Here is a 20,348-nt window from a genome sequence, read left to right on the forward strand (position 1 = left end):
CCCATGAAGGTCTTTGGACAGTTCACCGACGCCGAACCCGGCAACGCCCCTCCGGGCTTCTATGTGCCGGTCGTGTTCGACCAGATGCTCCTCACCGACATCCGCACCCGCGACGGGCGGAAGGTCCACGGCGAGGGGTTCGAGCCCTTCGATCTGCCGCGCTCACTCAAGGCCCAGTTCCGGGTCACCGGGGGCCACGACAACGCCGAGATCGCCGGGCGGCTCGATGAGGTCACCGTCCACGACGACGGCACCGTGTCCGGGCGTGGCTGGTTCCTCAACGACGAGAACGGTCGACGTGCCGCGTTCCTGGTCAAGACCCAGGCGTTCCGGGGCAACTCGGTGGACCTCTCCGTGCAGGACAAGGACGTGCAGGTCAACTTCATCGAGGGCGAGGACGGCATGTTCTCGATCGAGTACGACTTCGTGCAGTCCCGCCTCGCCGCCTCCACCCTCGTTGCTGAGCCCGCGTTCGAGAACGCCGGGGCGCGCATCCCCGACGGGTGGGAGGTCGAGGGCGCCGAGCCGCTGGCCGAGGCCATTGTCGCCGCTGCTTCGGAGGCCAAGCCCGAGCACGCCTTCTGCTTCTCGGTGGTCAAGGACCGCCCGAAGGCCAAGGCCGAGAACTTCACCGACCCCGGGCTCACCGAGGTCACGCCGATGTTCGTGGACACCGGCGACCGGGTGTTCGGCCACGTCGCCGCGTGGAACGAGGTCCACCTCTCCCTCGGCATCCCGGTCCCGCGCTCGCGGACCAACTACGCCTACTTCGCCAACCGCTCCGTGGAGACCGAGGACGGCTTCGTCGCCACCGGTCCCCTGGTGATCGGCGGCAACCACGCGGATGTGACCATCGGCATGAACGAGGCCATCGACCACTACGCCAACACCTGCGCGGCGTGGGCGGACGGCTGCGTCGGTGAGGACGAGTTCGGCGTCTGGTTCTCCGGCCAGGTCCGCCCCGGGACCAAGGCGGAGACCGTCTACGCAGGGCGCGCCTCGGGCGTGTCGGGCGACTGGCGTTGGGTGGGCGCCGGGCACGAGTTGATCTCGGTCCTGTCGGTCAACACCCCGGCCTACCCGACCCCCCGTGCCTTCGGCCACTCCGAGGGCCACATGCTCACCATCCTGTCGGCCGGCTTCGTCAAGCCACACGTCGTCACGCCCGCCACGGACCCGAACATCGCCTTCGTGGCGAAGCAGATGGCCCGTGCCCGCCTCGCGGAACTCGCAGCCAAGCACTCGGCTTGACTTCCCACCTTTCCCACCACTTAGGTAGGGATTGCGAGCGACCATCGCCCGCAGCGCCCAGCGCCGACCACCACAGATCCAACCCGAACAGGAAGAACAGACTCCCATGAACGAGCTGCTCGGAATCCAGATCCCCGAGGATCTCTCGGCGCTGACGCCAGACGACCTCTCCACCCTCATCTCCGACCTCAAGGGCGCGATCGTGACCGCCCTGTCCGGCGAGGTCACCGTCGACGTGGCCGACCAGGCCGAGAAGGCCGACGCCCTCATCGCCCAGGCCGAGACCATCGCCTCCGAGCGCGCCGAGGCCGAAGCGGCCCTGTCCGCCCGCCGCGAGGCCCTCCTGTCCAAGTTCTCCGAGGACGCCGACGACGAGGCCGACGAGCCCGCCGCCGAAGCCGAGGGCGACGAGGCCGACGAGGACGCCGAGGACGCTGCCGCCGAGGACGAGCAGGAAGCGGTCACCGCCTCCGCCTGGTCCCCCAGCCTCGGTGCCGTCGCCAAGACCGCCCCCAAGGACAAGGCCCCCGCCAAGCCCGCCTTCCGCTCCTTCCAGGACGTGCCCTTCAAGGCCGTCTCCTCGATCAACGACGTGCAGGCCGGTGAGGAGTTCGAGTCCAAGGCGCAGCTCGCTGAGGCGCTCATCTCCCGGTTCGAGACCATCTCTGGCGGCAGCGACTCCAAGCTCGCCGTCGCCCGCCTGTCGGCCAACTGGAAGCCCGAGCAGCTTCTCTCCGACGACGCCGCCGAGAACATCGCCAAGTTCGGTGGCCTCGACGTGACGGCCCCGTCCTTCACCCAGGGCCTCACCGCCGCCTTCTGTGCCCCGACCGAGCCGCTCTACGACATCGCCACGTCGTCCAGCACCGCCCGCCCTGTCAAGGCCAGCCTCGCCACCTACCGCCCCAAGCGCGGTTCGGTGAGCGTGTACCCGTCGCCCACCCTGTCGGACGTGTCCGACCAGAACGTGGACGGCAGCACCGGCTACGGCATCTGGACCTCGGCCGACGACAGCGACAACGACGCCACCAAGGCGTGCGCCACCATCCCGTGCTCGTCCCCGACGGTGTACGAGATCTACGGCGTGTGGCGCTGCCTCAAGGTCAAGAACCTCATGGCGATGACCTTCCCCGAGCTGGTCGACGCCATCCTCAACCGCCTGGGTGCCCTGCACTCGCGGCTGGGCGAGGTCACCCTGCTCGACGCCATGCTGGCCTCGGCCAACACCTACGCGATGACGGCCACCGCCAACACCTACGGCGCGAGCATCAACGTGCTGACCACCATCCTCAACGCCGTGGAGATCCACCGCGACGAGGAGCGGTACGACAGCGGTCAGCGGTTCGATGCCTGGCTGCCCCGCTGGGTCGGCACCGCCATGCAGATCGACCTCGCCAACCAGCGCCGTGAGGGCGGCTCGCTCCGCAACCGCCTCGCACCCATGAGCGACGTGAACGCGGCGCTGCGTGAGGCCGGCCTCAACGTCACCTGGACCCTGGACGTGGCCTCCACCTGGGCCAACGTCCCGAACGCCGCCGACGGGCAGGATCTCCCGACCCTGCCGACCAACATCGACCTCATCATGACCCCGGCTGGCAACTTCCGGGCTCTGGACCGAGGCGACCTCACCATCGGCGTCACCAACGGTGGCATCTACCGCGACACCACCACCAACGCCAAAAACGAGTTCGCCGTGTTCCAGGAGAACTTCGAGGGCCTGGTGGACTTCGGTGCCCGCACCTACGCCCTCACCATCGAGGGCGTCTGCACGGGTGGCGCTCAGACCGCCGACGTGACCTCGATCACCTGCCCCGAGAACTCGGGCTCCTGACCCAACCCAGCATCAACCCGAGAGGGGGTTTCGGAGGTCGAGGCCCCCGGACCCCCTCTCGGCGCGCTGAAAGGTGAATCCACATGGCTACCGGCATGGAAGCAGTCATCGAACTCCCGCTTCGCAAGCGGACCCGAGGGCTCTTGATCGAAGCGGCCGACCGCATCCCGAACTCCGTCCGGTGGCTGGCGGGCGTGACGCTTCGCCCCTGGGGTTGCTCGGGCTTCGTCCCGTCCGACGCCGACTACTGCGACTTCGAGTCGGATGAGTTGGACGACTTCTTCGACGTGGGCACCAACCCTGTGTTCGACGCGTTCGACATCTACAGCACCGAGTCCTGCTCCACCCTGGACTCCGACATCTCGGTCCTCAACGCCCGGGTGGAGACCCGCTGGGGCGTGATGGTCTCCGAGCAGGTCGCCGCCCGCCTCAACGTGGAGCTGGCCGCTCGCGCCGCGGTCGCCACCACCGGGCCGATCAACACCTCCATCCTCATCGCCAAGGCCGAGGAGCAGTTGGCCCTCACCCTCCACGGGGGCCTCGGGATGGTCCACATGAGCCCTGCCGCGCTGTCGATGGTGGTGGCCGAAGGGTCCGTGGACCTGCGCGACAGCCAGTGGCGCACCCCGGGTGGTCACCTCGTGGTGGCCGACGCCGGGCACACCGGCGTCCAGCCGACGGGTGAGACCCTGCTGGACGGCACCGAGTGGGTCTACACCACTGGGGCGGTCCTGTTCGGCCTCGGGGAACCCCGTGTGCCCACCAAGGCCACCGAGTACCTCGACCGCGACGACAACACCAACACGGCCCGCATCATCGGGACCTCTGTGGTCGCGTTCGACCCCTGCTCCGCTTCCGCCATCGAGTACGGCTACCCCGACTACATCGAAGGGTCCTGACCAATGGGTGTTCCCGACGAGTCTGAGTGCTTCAACGACGGCGACCCGTGCGGTGCGGCTTCCATCCGGTCTCAGGCGGGCCTTCTCGGAGACCGCCCCGACGCCACCACCGTCCCCACGGGGACCCGCTACTTTGCCACCGACGACGGTGGCGGCACCCTGTGGGTCGTGTCGTCCGGTACGTGGGTGCAGGCCGCGCCCGCCGTGGCGGGCGCGGTGCCGAACGATGCCGTCGGGCTGCTGCCCGGTGAGAGGAACCGTGGCACGTGGGATGTCGCCGCCACCTACGCCGTGGGCGATGTCGTCGCTGCTTCGGGTTCGGTGTACGTGGCGTCGGCGCCGTCGACGGGGCTTGACCCTGCGTCGAACCCCGGTTCGTGGGACGAGATTGTCGATTTCTTGGATCGGAGGATCGAACTCGGCACCGGCTCGTCGGCCACAGGCTACGTGTCCACCGCGATCGGCACCATATCGTCGGCCACAGGCGACGCGTCCACCGCGATCGGCACCATATCGTCGGCCACAGGCTACGCGTCCACCGCGATCGGCACCATATCGTCGGCCACAGGCGACGGGTCCACCGCGATCGGCCTCATGACGTCGGCCACAGGCGACGGGTCCACCGCGATCGGCCTCATGACGTCGGCCACAGGCGACGGCGACATCAACATTGGCGACGTGTTCAGGGGTCGCGTCGACGACCCGCTCGGCGCACGCACCCCCGACGCTGCGTCCATCACCACTGGGTTCGTCGACCTCCCCGAAACCGCTGCCGTCACCAACCCCGCTGCCGACCACCAGCGGCTCGTGGCCCGTACCGACGGCCTCTACGTCCGCGACGAGACCGGCGCCGAGGTCGGGCCGTTGGGGGCTGGTGGTGCAGTTGAGCCCGGAATGGTGCCGCCAGTTTCGCCGTCCGCCTACGACCAAGAGTATTGGGACATGGCCGACGGGTCCCCCGTGGTGGGGACGTGGCACAACCAAGGAACGTCCACCGCAGCGATCAGCGACGGTCGCCTCCTGATGACATGCCAGGCTGCAGCGTCCGGGTACAACCAGCGGGCGCTTCTCACGACCCTGGCCAGTTTCGCTTCCGTCACTACCCGCGTCACAGTTGGTGGTGAGTTGACGAACCATTCCAACGCTGGGTTGGTGCTGCGCAACAGCGGCACCGGACGCCTCCTGCAATGGCTGGTACACATCCACGGCCCAGGCAAGGACCTGGAGCTGCACAGGGCCAACTCGTTTACGTCGTTCGATTCAGCAACGACGACCACGGGCGTGTCGGTGGGTGTGGGGCACGTCTACCTGCGGATGACCAGCGATGGCACGAACATTCGGAGGTGGGTCAGTGCCGACGGTGACCGGTGGATCATGGTTGGGTCTGTGACGTTGGCGTCGTGGATCGGCAGCGTGACCGAGGCTGGCGTAGTGGTCGGGCAGGAACACACAGGGATCGCCGTCACCGCATCGTTCGACTTCCTGAGATTCACATGACCACGGGGATTCATTCACCAACCGTGGGAGCATCGAATCATGCACCGTGACCTCATCCTCGGCCTTGTCGCCGGTATCTGCGCCGTGGCCCTCGCCGTGACCGCTTGGGTCCAGCCCCCGGCATCCGAGCAGATCACCCTCGGCCTCGTCGCCATCGGCTCGCAAGCCATCGGCCGGTTCTCCGGCGCGAACGGGGAGTTGGGCAAGTGACCGAGCACCGCATCATCCTCCGAGGCGAGTGGGGCGCCACCGGGGGTCGCGGCGAGGACGTGAGCGCCAAGCTCCCGTGGGGTGAGGTCGTCGCCCACACCGAGGCCGGCCCCCAACGTTCCCCCGCCAGCTACGAGGTGGAGTGCGGCTGGATTCGCGCCATCGAGAACTTCCACGTCAACACTCGGGGCTGGAACGGCATTGCCTACTCGTTCCTTATCGCACCGTCGGGGCGGATCTTCGAGGGGCGCGGTTGGGGACGCTCCGGGGCGCACACCGAGGGCCGCAACTCCACCGCCGCCGCCTTCTGCTTCTTGGGCCACGGCGACAAGTGGCCTGCCACCGAAGCACAATGGGAGTCAGCCCGTTGGCTCATCAGGGAGGGCATCCGCCTCAACAAGCTCAAGCCCGCCCCCCTCATCACCACTCACGCGATCTACAGCGGCAAGGGGAAGTCCTGCCCCGGCACGCTGATCGCCCCGCACGTCGCCACCCGACTCGGCGGCATCACCGGACCCGACAAGGGAGACACCATGACCCCCGCCCAGGAAGCCAAGCTGGACAAGGCACTCGCGGAGGCTGCGGCTGCCGGCCTCCGGGCTGCCCACTGCGAGCAGTTGCTCGCGGAGGTGCTGTCGGCCCTCAACGTCCGGCCGACCGACGGCAAGCGCCCGTACCCGGTGCGGGCCATTGAGTCGCTGACCCGCATCGAGACCAAGGTCGGGTCCAACCCGCCCTCGGGTGGGTAGGTCAGAGACATGACCTACCTCGACTACCTCGTGCCCGCCATCCTCGCGGCCGTCGGTCTCGTCATCGGCGCCATTGTCGCAGCTATGAGCGAGGCGGCGACGGTCGCCATCGTCATCGCTCTTATCGGTGCGGTCTCCGCCATCGCCTCCGCCTACCTTGCCAACTCCGCCCGCAAGGACGTGAAGGACCGCATCGGTGACCCCAACGGCGGGCAGGACGTGGTGTCGATGCTCACCAAGATCCTCGACGGCCAGACCGGCCAAGACGCCCGGCTCGCCGTCCACGACACCCTGTTCGCCAAGATGGATCATCGCCTCAACGTGCTCAGTTCATCGGTTGACACCATCCGCCAGGACTGCCACTTCATCCGGCTGGCTGACGAGAACACGTCCCACAAGGTGGACGACATCGCAGGCAAGGTGGGGGTAGATCGCCGCCACACCGACCACGAAGGGGAAGCACCATGAAGCCCAAGGCCGTGCTGGACGTGTACCGCACCAAGTCGCTCCGCCGCTCCCAGCGATGGGCGTGGCGCATCGTCGCGGAGAACGGGCGCACGGTTGCCACCTCCGGCGAGGGCTACACCGATCGCTCCGAGGCCCTCAACCGAGGCGCCTTCATCGCCCAGGGCGGCTACGAGATCGACGTGCCGTGATGATGCTCTCCCCATGTGACGACTGGACCACGATCGAGGCGATCGAGGCCGACTCGCGCTACTGCGCCCCTGAGGGTTCCGGTGAGCCCGAGGTCGACCTCGGGGAGTACGTCCAGCGCGCCACCGAGGCCATGTGGGTCATCACGGGCCGACGCTTCGGTGTGTGCTCGGCCACGGTTCGCCCGCGCCGCTGCGGGTGCGTCTGCGGGTGCTCCCCGACGCGGTGCGCCTGCGATACCGGTATTGCCCTCCACGCCCCGCTGGAATCGGTGGACCTCGTGATGCTCGACGGCGAGGAGTTCACCGACTACCACGTCCGCAACAGCCGCACCATCCACCGCAACGACGGGGACGCCTGGCCCCCCAGCCAGGATCTCGGCCTCCCCGACACCGAGGTTGGCACCTTCTCCATCACCTACACCTTCGGCGTAGCCCCGCCCCCCCTTGTCCTGCGCGCCACCCGTGAGCTTGCCGTCCAGTTCTGGATGCTTGACAACGATGTCGCCGGGTGCAGCCTGCCCTACGGCACCAAGACCATCACCCGGCAGGGCATGACCGTGGACGTGGAGCGTGCGCTGGAGTCCTCCAACCGGCTTGTCAACGACGCCGCCAACGCCTACCCGATGAACGGCGGGATGCCCTCCGACGCTTGGCTTCCCGGCGATTGGGAACTCATCACCATCTCGGCGTGACTTTGCCCAACCCCCATTCCTACCATTTCGGTAGGACAAGAGGTCCAGACCCCAGCCAACACCAGGAGTAGAACCCCAATGGCTTCCAACAACGTCACCTGCATCGCAGAGCGGTCGGCGTGCGTGCTCCGGGCGACGCGCCTCGGGTCCGACTGCACCCCGCTCACCGGTGCGACCGACGGCGCCCTCACCAGCGCCATCGCCACCATCAACCTCTCCCCCGACGTGGAGGAGGGCACCCGCTACGAACCGAAGGACGCCTGTGGGCGCATCCTCTACTCGGCGTCGGACCCCGACATCGTGAAGCGGTACAACATCACCATCGACCTCCACATGGTGGACTTCGAGCTGTACGAGCTGCTCACCGACGGCTCGCTGCTCATGGGCAAGCCCGCCACCGACTGGGAGAACAAGGTGGTGGGTGTCTCGGCCCCCGGCGCCACCACGACCCAGGGCTACGGCGTGGGCCTGGAGATCTGGACCAAGACCGCCACGAACTCCGGCGTCTGCGGCCCGGCCGACACCAACCCCCCGTACATCCGCCACGTCCTCCCCCGCGTGCTCCTGCGCCCGGCCGACCGGACCTTCGAGGGTGCTCCGGCGACCAACTCGTTCGCCGGCACCGCCGAGGCCAACCTGGCTTGGGACGAGGGTCCCTGGGGTGACTGGGTGCCGCTGGAGCCCATGCCCTCGGACTCCCCGTGGGTGCGCTTCTACGACACCACTGTGCCCACCGTGGACTGCGGATTCGTGACCCCCGGGAGCGGGTCCGGTAGCTGATCGCTTCCCCTGAGCGAAACTGACGAAGGCCCGCTTCTCCCGGGGCGGGCCTTCGTCGCGTCTAGACTCCCCTCATGCCGCTCATCCCGTTCGATCCCTGCTCAGGCGACACCGAACCGGACGACTGCACGGTCCTGCCGGACATCGGGGAAGCGATCCTCGCCCTCGGGTTGGTCGGCCTGGAGCCGTTCCTTCCTGTGGGCGAGTGCGGCTACGACTTCCACACCTACCTGTCCATGAACAAGCCGGTGGCCGAGTTCTACGACGCCCTGTCGATCCACCTCACCGACTTCGGCCCCGACCCCCGTGCAACCATCAACGGCTGCGCGTCCGGCCTGTGGCCCACCCTCATCGCGACGTGGCAGGTGGAGTTGTGGGAGAACTGCTACCCGGTGGTGGACGACAACGGCATCCCCCCGACGGCCGATGAGCTGAACCGGGTCAACCGCTTCGTGTACGCCCACGGCCTCGCTGTCTACAACGCCGTGCTGGCCGGGTGGCTCAACAAGACCGGCATCTTCCCTCCGGCCGTGGACGGCATCCGCTTCGGCCCGATGCAGCCCCTCGGCCCCCAGGGCGCAGCGGTCGGCTGGAAGTTCACCGTGACCACGGAGCTTGGGTGACATGGCTGTCGCCCGGCAGACCTCGGTACGTATCGACCAGGCCAAACTCATGCGCCTCATCGAGCGGGCCATCGAGTCCCCGAAGGCACGCGCCACCCTCGCCCGGGTAGCCAACGACGAGTCCCGCAAGATCGTCGTAATCGCGAAGGGGTTGGCCGAGGCCGAGCTTCACCGTCGCCCAGTCAATCGCCGCACCAAGGAGTCACTGGAGCACGGTGCCGAGTACCACGACTCGTTCGTCATCATCCCCGCCGACACCTCTAACCCGTCGAAGGTCCGCGCAGGGATCACGAACACGCACCCAGCCGCGGGGATCATTGAGAACGGGTCGCCGCCCCACTACATCATCGCCAACACCTCAAGTCAGTTGGCCTTCCCCTGGGACCCGCCCTCCACCCCGGGTGGCATCCGCCAGGTCGCCGGGAAGACGTCCAGATTCCGGCAGGGCACCAAGGGCGTGTTCCCCGTCAACTACAACAGTGCCCCCACCATGCACACCAACTCGGTCCTGCATCCCGGCTCCGAGCCGAAGCGCATCCTCGCCCGCGCCGCCGACCGCTACCGCAAGTCCACCCGCCTGAACGTGAAGGCCAAGAGCAACCTGTGAACGTCGTGATCCTTGTCCCCCGCCGCGGGGGCTACGCCGACCGTGACCGCCTGTGGGCCTTCTGCCGGACGTGGTGGCTCAACGACTTCCCCGACTGGGAGATCCACGAGGGCGAGGGGCCAGATGGCCCGTTCTGCCGCTCCCACGCGATCAACGAGGCCGCAGCCAAGGCAGGCGACTGGGACGTGGCCGTCATCATCGACGCCGACGTGCTGCTCGACCCCAACGCCGTGCGGGCAGCCGTGGACCTCGCCGTCGCCACCGATGGGATGACCCTCGCCTACCACCGACGCGTCCTGCTCGACGGCCCCGCCACCGACAAGGTGCTCTCCGGGTACCGGGGCAACTGGGACGACCTCGGGCGACAGGCCAAGGACCGCTTCGACGCCTGCTCGTCCGCTGTGGTCGTCACCCGCAAGACCTGGGACGCCGTCGGCGGGTTCGATGAGCGATTCGTCGGCTGGGGTTGGGAGGACGTGGCCTTCCGCTGCGCGGTGGAGACCATCACCGGTCGAGAGATGGTCAAGATCGCCGCCACCTGCTGGCACCTGTTCCACATCACCTCATCGGGCAACAACCGCGCCGAGGCAACCTTCCGGGCCAACAAGGCCCTCGGAGACAAGTTCTCCGCCGCCCGCTTCGATCGCGAGGCGATGGGTGAACTGCTCGCCGGGCACGTCACCGGGTGGGCGGAGGCGTTCCCGGTAGAGCCCCCACGGGCACGCTCCATCCCCTGCATCGTCCACCGCACCGTCCCGCCCACCACCACCGAGCAGGTGGAGGCATGGTGGCAGACCTTCGTGGACCTCCACCCCCACTGGGACCACCTGACCCACCGCGACCCGCTGGACCCCGACGAGTGGCCCGAGACGGGCGACCTGTGGGACCAGTGTCAGAACGGAGCGCAGAAGGCCGGCCTCATCCGCCTTGAGGCCGTCTACCGCTGGGGTGGGGTGTACGTCGACTCAGACGTGGAGTGCTACCGCCCGCTCGACGGCCTGCTCAACGCCGGGTGCTTCGTCGCCGGGTGGGAGGACGCCAAGACGATCCCCGACGCCGTGTTCGCCGCCCCTCCCCGTCATCCCGTGACGGCGGAGTTGCTTGACGCGGCCCGGCGATCGGTAGAACGTGGGGATGACGCTTGGCTCTCGGGGCCGGGGGTGTTCACCGCAGCCCTGCCCTACGCCGCCGAGCGAGGGGAAGCACTCCTGCTGCCGCCCGGCAGCCTGTACCCCTACCACTGGAAATCGAAGGCGAAAGAGAGGGGCCTTGACCACAGGGCCAACCAACCTTGGAGCCTCGTCGCCCACCACTGGCACGGCTCGTGGCTGCCGCCGAAGTGAGGGCCGCATGAAGGTAGACGCCTACGCGACGATGGACCACTGGTTCGATCACGCCTACGCGCTCTACAAGCACCTGGAGCCAGACCACCGTGGCACCTTCTACATGGGGTCCTACGACCTGTGCGGGGCAGCGGGCCGCAACGGCACGACGGCTCAAGCCATCCATCCGACCCGCTCGGAGCGCCCCATCCTCGTCGCCTCATGGCGCGACGCCGAGCGGTGTCTGCGTGTTGGGCGCAAGGTCATCCTCATGGAGCACGGCATCGGCCAGTCCTTCGTCGGCACCGACAACGCCTCCTACTCCGGGTCCTCCGAGCACCGCAAGATCGCGCTGCGCCTCGTCCCCAACGAGTACGCCGCCGAGGCCCACCGCAAGGCGCTCCCCAACGTGCCGGTCCAGGTCATCGGTTGCCCCAAGATGGACGACCTCCTCACCCTCGACCCCGTCGTGAAGGGACCCGTCGCCCTCTCCAACCACTGGGGCGACAAGACATCGGTCCCCGAGATGGGCGGGGCGTGGTACCAGTGGCACACCTTCTACGACGCCATCCCCAAGGCGTTCCCCGGCGCGCTCGGCCACGCCCACCCCAAGCTGTGGGACAAGATGAACGGACGCCTCTCGGCAATGGGCTTCGAGCCCGTCCGCTGGTTCCCTGACGTGTGCCGACGCGCCGAGGTGTACGTCTGTGACGGGGTGTCCACCCTCTACGAGTTCGCCGCCCTCGACCGCCCGGTGGTCGTCCTCAACCCGCCGTCATTCCGTCGCGACGTTCACCACGGTGGCCGCTTCTGGACGTGGGCCGACGTGGGCGTCCAAGTGGACAACCCCACAGAGATCACCGAGGCCATCATTGAAGCCCGTCGCGAGCAGCCCACCCAGGTCGCTCGCCGCCGAGAGATCGTGGCCGAGGTCTACCCACACCTCGGCACCGCAGGACTCACCGGAGCGCAGGTCATCCAGGCCCACTTCGGGTGACGTAGTACCATCACCAAGGCAACAACTCAACTCAGGGAGAAGCCAATGCCCCCCGCTAAGCGTGCCCCCGCCAAGCGCACCACCCCGGTCCCGCCCGATGACTTCGTGGTGAAGAAGCCCAAGAGCACCACCTTCAACGCGTTCGGCAAGACCTGGAAGATCGCCCCCGGCAACGTGGTGTTCCTCGCCAACATGGAGGAGACCACCGACCTCACCGCGCTGCTCAAGTTCGTGCTGTCCCACATCGACAAGGCCCAGCGCGAGGACTTCGTGACCGCGCTCACCGAGGCCGACGGCATGGACATCGAGAACCTCGTCGCCCTCCAGGGCGTGATTCAGGAGAAGGCGTACAGCCACATCCCCACCAATCCCTCCTGACCGCAGGGGAGTGGCTCCGCCAGAACTGGCACTACGCCCACGGGCGCTGCCTGCTGGCGGGGCACCCCCTCGGTCTGGAGGGTCTCGATGTGGTGGACGCCTTCGCCGTCACGGTCGCCCTCGCCGCCGAGGACGCAGGCCAGACCGGATGGTCCTTCGACCCGTCCAAGCGCAGCGACATCTACGACGCCCTCGGCGTGAAGGCTGCCCCCCTGGTGCCCACCGAACCGGTGGACCCGATGAACACCCCACCCCCGGCCCATCTGGCCGAGGAGCAGTTGGCTGAGTTCCGTGCGATCATGTCGAGCGGAAAGCCACCAAACCCAGCGAACGACTAGGATTCCTGCGTGGACGATGATCTGGCGATCACTCTCGGCATCCTGCTGGCCGTAGACGAACCGACCGCCCGTCGCATCGCAGAGAACCTCGGCCGGACCTTCGGCACGACCGCTGGCAAGGGCGCTAACCAGACGTTCAACAAGACGGTGGGAGGCGGTGGCGGGGAGGCACGCGCCAGCGGCGAGAAAAAGGGCAAGGAGTTCGCCAAGGGCTTCTCGACTGGGGTCAAGCAGATCGAGGACATCACGAAAGCGTCCCTACAGCGGGCCACCAACGCCGCCAAGCAGGCCGATATCAGGACCTCCACCATCCAGCGTCAGGGCACCACGGGCGGACAGGTCGCCGTGGACAGGCTGCGCCGTGAGCAGAACGACATCCACTCGCTCTACTCCACGTCCAACCAGAAGATCCTCGCTGACGCCAAGCGCCACAACGCCGCGATGATCGCCTCCGACCAGCAGTCGGCCGTGCGGCGAACCGTCTACATCCGCACCGCGCTGAACAACCTCACCCGGGTGAACCAGTCGGTGATGACCGCCATCCTCACCGCGTGGCGGTCCCACCACCAACGCCGCATCGCTGACGAGCAGTCCGCCAACCGCAAGGCCGAGATCGAGTTGCAGGGGTCGATGGACCGACGACTCGCCAAGATCAAGGCCGGTTCCCGGCAGCAGTCGCTTGCCGCCACGGCCAACGCGACCGCATCCGAGCGCGCCAACACGGCCCTCTCCGGTGGGGTGCTCGGCGCGGTAACCGGGCGCGGCATGGGGGTCGCCAGCCTGTTCGCCGGGGCGCTTGGCGGGCGCGAGATCTTCAACATCCTGGGCGAGTTCCAGTCCATCGAAACCGCCTTCAAGGGCATCTTCCGCGAGGTGGACGGTGGTGCCCCGCGCACGACCCAGTTCCTCAAGGACATGCAGGCGTTCGCCCGGGAGACCCCGTTCACCCTCAACCAAGTCTCCCTCGCCGCGCAGAAGATGTTTGCGGCGCGCTTGGTCAACCCGGAGGACGCCGACGCCACCGAACAGTTGACCGAGAAGCTCCGCCGCCTCGCTGACGCCGCTTCCGCCACCGGCAAGAACGCGTCGCAGATGGACGCCGCCCTGCTGGGCATCACGCAGATCCAGGGCACCGGATTTATGATGGAGGAACTCCGTCAGGTCACCGAGAACATCGGCCTCCCGATGGATGAGGTTGCCAAGTCGCTCGGCATGTCCGTGAAGGAGATGAAGGACGCGATGAAGGAGGGGTCCATCGGGGTCAAGGAGGGCCTCGATGCGATCTTCGATGCCATGACCCGCATCCCCGGTGCGGCCGGAGCGTCCGCCCGTCAGGCCAAGACCCTCCGCGGGGCGATGTCCCAGCTCCGTGACGTGGGCGAGCAGTTGGTCATCAAGTTCCTCATGCCGGTCGGCAACGCCTTCTCTGCCGCAGCCCTCGCGATGGGTAAGTTCGGGGACCAGCTCATCTCCGGCCGAGGGGCATGGAAGGTCGCCCGTGACGCCCTCGGTGGCATCGTCGGGGCACTCACCGCCATCATCGCCGCCAAGGGTGCCATCCAAGTCGTGAAGCTGCTCGGGATCGGGCTCTCGGCCATCGCCGCCGCCCCCGTCACCGCTGCGCTCGTCGCGCTCGTCGGGGTCCTGTCCACCTTCGACGGCCTGCGCGCCAAGCTCGCCTCGCTCGTGGAGGGCACCAAGAACTGGTTCCTGGTCGGCTACCGGGCCAACACTGTCATCGACAGCTTCTCCGGCTTCGTCAAGGTCATCACCACCGTGGGCAAGTTCGCCCGCACGGTGCAGGACTTCACCAAGGCCCTCGTCGTCGGCACCAAGGACTGGTTCCTGGTCGGCTACCGCATCAGCGGCGTGATTGACGAGTTCTCCAACATCGTCCTGTTCCAGACCTCGCTCGGTGCCGCCGCCCGGGTCATCGTGGACGCCCTCCGAGGGATTTGGGATGCTCTCGGAGCACTTGCTCAGACTCGCGACTTCGGGGAGTTCCGCAAGGCCCTCGGCCGGATCGCCAAGGACGCCGGGAAGGCCCTGTCGCCCATCAAGGACGCGCTCGCTGAGCAGTTCGGCAAGGGCGTGGACGCCGCCAAGGCCGCTGCCGGGAAGGCCATCAAGGCGGTGGTCGGTTGGGTTGGCAACAACATGGACTCCATCATCTCCGGCGCCCGTGTTGCCTCTGGCGGTGCGCTGATCCTGCGGATGCTCGGGCTCGCCCGGGGCGGCAACTTCCTCGGCGCCGCCCAACTCGGCATCGGGGTTGCGATCGCTGGCGCTCTCATCGGCGCGGCCCGCTCACTCGCCAAGGATCAGACCGCAGACGAGTTCGGCAAGCAGATCAACGAGTTCTTGCAGAAGGGCATCGACCGGGCCTTCGATGCCGCGGTCATCATCGCTGCCGTGGTCGGCAAGCTGGGGTCGCTCGTCGGTGACGTGTGGGGCGCCCTATTCGGAGGGGAGGGCGGTGGCGACGCCGCGGCCGACCCGCAGGCGTCCATTTCCGTCGCCGCCAAGATCGCCGCCACCATCACCGCCGCATGGAAGAAGGCCACCGAGAACCTCGGCAACCTCGCGTCGGCCATCGGGACGTGGTTCACCGAGTCCTTCACCGCGTGGATCGTGGACTTCCCCTACGAGGTCGGCCGCAAGCTGTCCTCCACCATCTTCCAGGACGAGGTGTTCAAGGCGCTCGGTACCGCGGCCGTCGCGGCTGGTGCGGCCGGGCTGTTCATCGCCGGGCAGTTCGTTCTCGGATTCATCCAAGGCATGGGAGACGCCGCCCCCGAACTCGGGGGGATGCTCAAAGACGCCTTCACCGGAGCCCTCGGTGGAGACATCGGCACGGCCTTCGCCGGGTCCATCCTGCTTGGCATGGGCGTGGTGTTCGCCGGGGCAAGCTCGCCGCCCTCGCCGCCAAGGTCGCGGCTCCGTTCCGCAAGTTCTCCATCGGGTTCAACGCGGACAGCACCCGCGACGCCCGCATCGGGATCGCCGGGCTCAAGCGAGAGATGGACGGCACCGGGTCCAAGGCCGCTGACCTCGGCATGAAGGTGGCCCGCATCTCCGACGCCGCTGGCAAGGCCACCTCCGGCCTCGCCTCCCTCACCGAGCGCAGCGGCAGGAAGATGCAGGAACTCGGGGCGCAGGTCGCCGGGGTGCAGGGCAAGTTCCAGTCCGCGGGCGGGGCCATCATCCAGGCGGGCAAGTCCACCAACGCCGCCACCGTCACCGGCTTCGGCGGGGCCGGCTCCAACATGGAGAAGTTCCGCGAGGCCGTTGGCAGCGCCCTGGTCGCTATCGGTGGACGGCTGGAGCGCCTGCCCGAGCAGATCCGCACCGTTGCCGCCAAGGTGCGGAAGGGCTGGGACGCCATCGGCGGCGCCGCTGGGGCAGCGCAGGCCGCTGTGGGCATCGCCGTGACTGACATCACCGCCTACTACTCGTCCATGTCCGAGGACACCACCACCCAGGTGACCGGCTACCTCGCCACCGTGGGCCAGATCGCTGCCGCCTGGGCCACCGATGGCCCGATCCTCGGCGTGGTCGCTGCCGGTACGGCCCTCGCCGGCGTCTACTTCGGCAACGCCGCCAAGCAGGCCCAGAAGGAGGCTGCGGCCCTCAAGGAAGTTGAGGATGCCGTCACGCAGATGGGGGCAGCCTACGGTTCCGCCCTCATGGAGTTCGGCGCGTCCGACCAGGGCAGGATGGCGGCGTCGTGGAAGGTCATCAACTCCACGATTGAGGACACCGACGGCAAGCTCAAGCTCATCACCGAGACCTTCAACGTCACCTTTGATGAGGTCGCCACGGCCATCGCTGGGGGCGGGGAAGCGGTCACCGCCCTGTACGACTCCATCGCTGGCCGCGAGTGGGACGCCTTGTGGGAGGGCAACGTCAAGGGACTCGAAACCTACAAGGGGGAGCTGGGCGCCCTCGCTGACTCCGGTGCCCTCGCTGCCGATTTGTCCGGCGTGGAGGGTGGGGTCAAGGATCTCAACTCCGCCCTCACTGACGGCAGGATCGGCATTGCCGCTTGGGCTTCACTGCTCAAGCAGGCCGGGGTCGACGCCGCCCAGGTCGACCAACTGGTGACCCAGTTCAAGGAGTCGGTATCCGAGGACATCGCCAACAAGTCCGGGCTGGGCGACTTCTTCAAGGAACTCGCACCCAAGATCGACCTGGCCGTCGCCAAGAACAAGATCCTCGTGGACATCCAGGAGCAGTTCCGCCAGGCCCAGGAGCGCCTCCTGCCCCCCGTCGAGCGGTTCATGGCCGCATGGGATCGGGTCAAGGAGAAGATCGACAAGGCGTCCACAGCCTTCCGCGCCTACCTGGATCAAGTGCTCGGCCGCGAGTCCTCCGTGGACCAGACCATCATCGCCCTCTCCGAGCGCGCCCTCACCGCTGCACAGGGGAAGCAGGAGGGTGAGTCCGACCTGCTCGCCGGGGCTCGGTTGCGGGAGAACCAGCGCGGGGCCGCTGGCGACGTGGCAGACATCATCGGTCGCTTCGCCATCGAGGCCAACGGCGACATGGGGAAGCTCAATGCCTCCGTGGATGAGTTCTTCAAGACCCTCATCGACGGCGCCACCAGCCCCGAGCAGAAGAAGTTCTTCGAGGATCTCCGCAACGCTCCCGAGATCGCCGGGGCCATGCAGGCGGCACTCGCCGCCGCGCCGCAGGTCAAGAGCATGAAGGACTTCACCGACGCCTGGGGCGAGTTCGTGGCCGATGTGAACAACGATCCGATCCGGGTCGGCATCCAGGAGGCTCCGAACTACGAAGCCCGCAAGAACGCCATCTTCGCCGCCATCGTGGAGATGGCGAACGCCAGGCCGCAGATCAAGACCTACATCGAGGAGGGGCCTGGCTACCAGGCGGTGCTCGACTCGGTGCTTGCCGACAAGACCCTGCTGGAGCAGCCGGCCACCATCCCCGTCGGCTTCGAGGTGCTGTGGGGCAACCTCAAGGAGTCCATCGCGTCCATCCTCCCGTCCTTCCTCGTCGGCCTTGGGGCCAAGCCGAAGGAGAACTGGAACGGTGGCCTGGAGACCAGCCCGGTCCTCTCCACCCTGGCCGAGCGTGGTCCTGAGGCCATCTTCCCTCTCACCAACCCGGCCCGGATGCGGCAGATCATGGGCATCCCGCAGGTCGCCAGGGCCTTCGAAGCCGCTGGCTTCGGCGCCCCGATCACCGGCAACGCGGCGGGCACCAACTACGCTCCCGTATCAGTGGATCAGTCGCAGGTCAACCACTTCGAGATCCACGAAGCCCGCCAGCCCCGCATGACCGCCAACGAAATCGTCCGAGCGCAACGGCGCAAGCGGTTCCTCGGCGGACACACCCTCCCGGTGGTGGTCCGATGACCTGGACATCCAAGGAACTCATCGCCTCGTCCTGCCACGGCACCCTGACCATCGGCTCCCTGTCGATGAACAACAAGGCGTGGGCATCGCTCAACAACTACGTCCTATGGCCCAGCCCGGACACGCGGGGCGAGAACCTTCTCATCCCCGGAGCGTCGGGGAGGATCACGTTCCCCAAGCGCATAGACGAAACAGGGGTAACGCTTGAATGTGTGGTCATAGGAGACTGCACCAGTGCTGGGGTGGCGCACGCCTCCCGCTCGGCCGGCCTCTCCACGAACTGGATGACCATAGCCGGTTCACTCGCTACGGTTACCGACTCGACCACGACGGCATCACTCGTCATGCCCCACGGCTCCACCATCACCGGCACTGTCCAGGTCGCGAAGATCGAGCCGGGTGAGACTGGCGTGGAGGGGGTCCTCACCTTCACCGTCGACCTGATCCTCCCCCAAGGGAGACTTGCCTGAATGGGTGCCCCCTACCAGATCACCCGCTCGGCCCACGGGCTCGACACGTCCTTCATGGACGACGCGCTCTGTCGCACCGAGGGACACCGCAGCGACAAGTTCTTCATGGAGTACGAACGTGGCGCTGACGGCCGGGTCATGGCTATGGAGGCCCGGTCAGTGTGTATGCGGTGCAGCGTGAGGGGAGATTGTTTCCTCTACGCGGTTGCTGCTGACGAACACGGGATTTGGGGGGGGACGACGCGTGAGCAAAGAATGTTCTTCTCCTCCCACGGATACCTCCCGCCACCCGACCCACCCCGCCGCACGAGGCGCGGGATGATAGCGTCGTGAGCGATGTTCGGCCACATTGATACGGTTCTGATCCGATGGAGCGACGGGTTCGTGGCCGTTCCTGAACGTGCCGGCGGGCGGGAGCGTTACATCGAGGTGCGGGGCATCTCAAACCGGGACGAGGCCATCGCCCTAGGGGAATCCCTATTGGAAGCCTATGCGGGGACCCGCGGCACCACGAGCGTAACTGGGCACGTATTCACTGGTTCACAGCAACCTGGGTCTGGATTCTGGCTGGGCGACAAGATGTCCGGGGAGACCGTCCAGTCCATCTCCGTCAACATCGACAGCGAGGGCTACACGGTGGTGACGCCGGAACTTGGCGACCCCCTGAGGGAACGGCTCGATGAGATGGAGCGGCGCATCGCCCGGGCCGGGACCCCGGTGCAGTCCGAGTGGGCCAGCCCGTACCCGGAGATCAAGACGGCGGTGCCGATTGATACGACGATCCCGACGTTCACCTGGCGCAATCCTCCGTCTGGCGGCGGTGGCAGCTGATGGGTGTTACCCGGAGCTTGGACGGCGAAGCAGGCACGGTGATGTTGGACCCGCTGTGGGTCACTCAGCGCGCGTTCGTGTTGGCATGGTTGGAGGTGTCGTTGGAATCGTCGGGGTCGCCCGGTGACTCCGCCTCAGACACGCTGCCGGAAGAACTGGTGGTGCAGTTGTGGTGCAAACCGAAACCCGCTGACATGTTCGACTATGTGGCAGAGGTGATCCTGCCCGCCGGGCAGAAACGCAAGATCGCTGAACAGTTGGTTACCGGATTCGGGTTGTCGCTACCGGTGGTGCTGCCAGCAGGCGGTCAATCCGCTGTCGTTCACAACGGCGGGGTGTGGTGGCCCACGGATTCGCCGCCGACGATTACTGTCACCCCTCATGGGACTTGGGCTTAGGAGGCTCTGAGATGCAAACCGTTTACCCGCTCGCCCGAGACAAGTTCCTGGGCGGTGAGATCGCGTGGAAGCCCGCCATCGACGGCGGGGACGACTTCTTCGCCATCGCTCTCGACTCGACGTACACCTACTCCGAGCTGCACGAGTTCCGTGACGACCTGACGGGCGTGCTCGGCATGGTGGCGCTGCCGTCTCCGACCCGGGCGGGGAACGGGTGGGCCGATGCGTCGGACCCGACGATCACCGGCATGACTCCGGGCGGAGTGGTCCGGGCGTTCGTGATCGCCCGAGACGTCGGCTCGGCCGCCACCGACGACCTGATCTGGATTGCCACCACCCACGCCGACACCACGCCGATCAGTCGGGTGGTGGACGGGTCCGGGTCCATGACATTCAGCTTTGCAAACTCGCCGGGGCGTATTTTCCAGCTAGGCAGTTGAC

23 protein-coding genes are annotated in these 20,348 nt (G+C 67.3%); all 23 read left to right on the top strand.

Annotated features, from left to right (window positions below; all coding sequences use genetic code 11):
• The first annotated feature begins 3 nt into the window (after positions 1–3).
• The 23 genes from IPG97_13280 to IPG97_13390 all read left to right on the top strand — a co-directional run bounded on the left by IPG97_13280 (position 4) and on the right by IPG97_13390 (position 20,347).
• A complete protein-coding gene (locus IPG97_13280) occupies positions 4–1,251 on the top strand; it encodes a hypothetical protein (protein MBK6857479.1) in 1,248 nt (415 codons plus the stop codon).
• Between the two features lie 106 nt (positions 1,252–1,357).
• Positions 1,358–3,082, top strand: a complete 1,725-nt coding sequence (locus tag IPG97_13285; protein ID MBK6857480.1) for a major capsid protein — start codon at positions 1,358–1,360, stop codon at positions 3,080–3,082.
• A gap of 83 nt (positions 3,083–3,165) precedes the next feature.
• The gene (locus IPG97_13290) at positions 3,166–3,981 is read left to right on the top strand and encodes a hypothetical protein (GenBank protein MBK6857481.1); all 816 of its coding nucleotides are present in this window, start codon (positions 3,166–3,168) and stop codon (positions 3,979–3,981) included.
• A gap of 3 nt (positions 3,982–3,984) precedes the next feature.
• Positions 3,985–5,478 (top strand): hypothetical protein, encoded by a 1,494-nt coding sequence (locus tag IPG97_13295; protein ID MBK6857482.1) that lies wholly within the window; start codon positions 3,985–3,987, stop codon positions 5,476–5,478.
• A 39-nt stretch (positions 5,479–5,517) separates the two neighbouring features.
• Positions 5,518–5,688, top strand: a complete 171-nt coding sequence (locus tag IPG97_13300) for a hypothetical protein (GenBank protein MBK6857483.1) — start codon at positions 5,518–5,520, stop codon at positions 5,686–5,688.
• A complete protein-coding gene (locus tag IPG97_13305) occupies positions 5,685–6,437 on the top strand; it encodes an N-acetylmuramoyl-L-alanine amidase (protein ID MBK6857484.1) in 753 nt (250 codons plus the stop codon). The genes IPG97_13300 and IPG97_13305 overlap by 4 nt, the downstream gene beginning before the upstream one ends.
• A gap of 9 nt (positions 6,438–6,446) precedes the next feature.
• A complete protein-coding gene (locus IPG97_13310) occupies positions 6,447–6,905 on the top strand; it encodes a hypothetical protein (GenBank protein ID MBK6857485.1) in 459 nt (152 codons plus the stop codon).
• Complete coding sequence (locus tag IPG97_13315; protein ID MBK6857486.1) at positions 6,902–7,093, top strand: DUF1508 domain-containing protein; 192 nt, start codon at positions 6,902–6,904, stop codon at positions 7,091–7,093. Before IPG97_13310 ends, IPG97_13315 begins: the two co-directional genes overlap by 4 nt.
• Positions 7,093–7,785 (top strand): hypothetical protein, encoded by a 693-nt coding sequence (locus tag IPG97_13320; protein MBK6857487.1) that lies wholly within the window; start codon positions 7,093–7,095, stop codon positions 7,783–7,785. The genes IPG97_13315 and IPG97_13320 overlap by 1 nt, the downstream gene beginning before the upstream one ends.
• Positions 7,786–7,863: 78 nt before the next feature.
• Entirely contained in the window at positions 7,864–8,565 is a 702-nt protein-coding gene (locus IPG97_13325) for a hypothetical protein (GenBank protein MBK6857488.1), read from the top strand.
• A gap of 74 nt (positions 8,566–8,639) precedes the next feature.
• The gene (locus tag IPG97_13330) at positions 8,640–9,188 is read left to right on the top strand and encodes a hypothetical protein (protein ID MBK6857489.1); all 549 of its coding nucleotides are present in this window, start codon (positions 8,640–8,642) and stop codon (positions 9,186–9,188) included.
• A 1-nt stretch (position 9,189) separates the two neighbouring features.
• Entirely contained in the window at positions 9,190–9,795 is a 606-nt protein-coding gene (locus tag IPG97_13335; protein MBK6857490.1) for a hypothetical protein, read from the top strand.
• Positions 9,796–9,800: 5 nt separating this feature from the next.
• Positions 9,801–11,138, top strand: coding sequence for a hypothetical protein (locus tag IPG97_13340; GenBank protein MBK6857491.1), 1,338 nt, complete (start codon positions 9,801–9,803; stop codon positions 11,136–11,138).
• A 7-nt stretch (positions 11,139–11,145) separates the two neighbouring features.
• On the top strand, positions 11,146–12,114 hold the full coding sequence (locus IPG97_13345; protein MBK6857492.1) for a hypothetical protein: 969 nt from the start codon (positions 11,146–11,148) through the stop codon (positions 12,112–12,114).
• A gap of 45 nt (positions 12,115–12,159) precedes the next feature.
• Positions 12,160–12,492 carry a hypothetical protein gene (locus IPG97_13350; protein MBK6857493.1) on the top strand — a complete coding sequence of 111 codons (333 nt, stop codon included), beginning with the start codon at positions 12,160–12,162 and terminating at the stop codon, positions 12,490–12,492.
• Between the two features lie 92 nt (positions 12,493–12,584).
• Positions 12,585–12,830, top strand: coding sequence for a hypothetical protein (locus IPG97_13355; protein ID MBK6857494.1), 246 nt, complete (start codon positions 12,585–12,587; stop codon positions 12,828–12,830).
• A gap of 9 nt (positions 12,831–12,839) precedes the next feature.
• A complete protein-coding gene (locus tag IPG97_13360; GenBank protein MBK6857495.1) occupies positions 12,840–15,890 on the top strand; it encodes a tape measure protein in 3,051 nt (1,016 codons plus the stop codon).
• Positions 15,851–18,208, top strand: a complete 2,358-nt coding sequence (locus IPG97_13365; GenBank protein MBK6857496.1) for a hypothetical protein — start codon at positions 15,851–15,853, stop codon at positions 18,206–18,208. The genes IPG97_13360 and IPG97_13365 overlap by 40 nt, the downstream gene beginning before the upstream one ends.
• On the top strand, positions 18,205–18,678 hold the full coding sequence (locus IPG97_13370; GenBank protein ID MBK6857497.1) for a hypothetical protein: 474 nt from the start codon (positions 18,205–18,207) through the stop codon (positions 18,676–18,678). The genes IPG97_13365 and IPG97_13370 overlap by 4 nt, the downstream gene beginning before the upstream one ends.
• Complete coding sequence (locus tag IPG97_13375) at positions 18,679–19,011, top strand: WhiB family transcriptional regulator (GenBank protein ID MBK6857498.1); 333 nt, start codon at positions 18,679–18,681, stop codon at positions 19,009–19,011.
• Between the two features lie 3 nt (positions 19,012–19,014).
• Complete coding sequence (locus tag IPG97_13380; GenBank protein MBK6857499.1) at positions 19,015–19,509, top strand: hypothetical protein; 495 nt, start codon at positions 19,015–19,017, stop codon at positions 19,507–19,509.
• Positions 19,509–19,907, top strand: a complete 399-nt coding sequence (locus IPG97_13385; protein MBK6857500.1) for a hypothetical protein — start codon at positions 19,509–19,511, stop codon at positions 19,905–19,907. Before IPG97_13380 ends, IPG97_13385 begins: the two co-directional genes overlap by 1 nt.
• Positions 19,908–19,918: 11 nt before the next feature.
• On the top strand, positions 19,919–20,347 hold the full coding sequence (locus tag IPG97_13390) for a hypothetical protein (protein ID MBK6857501.1): 429 nt from the start codon (positions 19,919–19,921) through the stop codon (positions 20,345–20,347).
• The last annotated feature ends 1 nt before the right edge of the window (position 20,348 follow it).

The organism is Microthrixaceae bacterium, from assembly GCA_016702505.1.
Lineage (GTDB): Bacteria > Actinomycetota > Acidimicrobiia > Acidimicrobiales > Iamiaceae > Aquihabitans.

What these genes read in the sequence shown, in the direction of transcription:
- IPG97_13280 (MBK6857479.1), top strand. Translation starts at nt 4, where the DNA reads ATGAAGGTCTTTGGACAGTTCACCGACGCCGAACCCGGCAACGCCCCT.
- IPG97_13285 (MBK6857480.1), top strand. Translation starts at nt 1,358, where the DNA reads ATGAACGAGCTGCTCGGAATCCAGATCCCCGAGGATCTCTCGGCGCTG.
- IPG97_13290 (MBK6857481.1), top strand. Translation starts at nt 3,166, where the DNA reads ATGGCTACCGGCATGGAAGCAGTCATCGAACTCCCGCTTCGCAAGCGG.
- IPG97_13295 (MBK6857482.1), top strand. Translation starts at nt 3,985, where the DNA reads ATGGGTGTTCCCGACGAGTCTGAGTGCTTCAACGACGGCGACCCGTGC.
- IPG97_13300 (MBK6857483.1), top strand. Translation starts at nt 5,518, where the DNA reads ATGCACCGTGACCTCATCCTCGGCCTTGTCGCCGGTATCTGCGCCGTG.
- IPG97_13310 (MBK6857485.1), top strand. Translation starts at nt 6,447, where the DNA reads ATGACCTACCTCGACTACCTCGTGCCCGCCATCCTCGCGGCCGTCGGT.
- IPG97_13315 (MBK6857486.1), top strand. Translation starts at nt 6,902, where the DNA reads ATGAAGCCCAAGGCCGTGCTGGACGTGTACCGCACCAAGTCGCTCCGC.
- IPG97_13320 (MBK6857487.1), top strand. Translation starts at nt 7,093, where the DNA reads ATGATGCTCTCCCCATGTGACGACTGGACCACGATCGAGGCGATCGAG.
- IPG97_13325 (MBK6857488.1), top strand. Translation starts at nt 7,864, where the DNA reads ATGGCTTCCAACAACGTCACCTGCATCGCAGAGCGGTCGGCGTGCGTG.
- IPG97_13330 (MBK6857489.1), top strand. Translation starts at nt 8,640, where the DNA reads ATGCCGCTCATCCCGTTCGATCCCTGCTCAGGCGACACCGAACCGGAC.
- IPG97_13335 (MBK6857490.1), top strand. Translation starts at nt 9,190, where the DNA reads ATGGCTGTCGCCCGGCAGACCTCGGTACGTATCGACCAGGCCAAACTC.
- IPG97_13345 (MBK6857492.1), top strand. Translation starts at nt 11,146, where the DNA reads ATGAAGGTAGACGCCTACGCGACGATGGACCACTGGTTCGATCACGCC.
- IPG97_13350 (MBK6857493.1), top strand. Translation starts at nt 12,160, where the DNA reads ATGCCCCCCGCTAAGCGTGCCCCCGCCAAGCGCACCACCCCGGTCCCG.
- IPG97_13365 (MBK6857496.1), top strand. Translation starts at nt 15,851, where the DNA reads ATGGACGGCACCGGGTCCAAGGCCGCTGACCTCGGCATGAAGGTGGCC.
- IPG97_13370 (MBK6857497.1), top strand. Translation starts at nt 18,205, where the DNA reads ATGACCTGGACATCCAAGGAACTCATCGCCTCGTCCTGCCACGGCACC.
- IPG97_13375 (MBK6857498.1), top strand. Translation starts at nt 18,679, where the DNA reads ATGGGTGCCCCCTACCAGATCACCCGCTCGGCCCACGGGCTCGACACG.
- IPG97_13380 (MBK6857499.1), top strand. Translation starts at nt 19,015, where the DNA reads ATGTTCGGCCACATTGATACGGTTCTGATCCGATGGAGCGACGGGTTC.
- IPG97_13385 (MBK6857500.1), top strand. Translation starts at nt 19,509, where the DNA reads ATGGGTGTTACCCGGAGCTTGGACGGCGAAGCAGGCACGGTGATGTTG.
- IPG97_13390 (MBK6857501.1), top strand. Translation starts at nt 19,919, where the DNA reads ATGCAAACCGTTTACCCGCTCGCCCGAGACAAGTTCCTGGGCGGTGAG.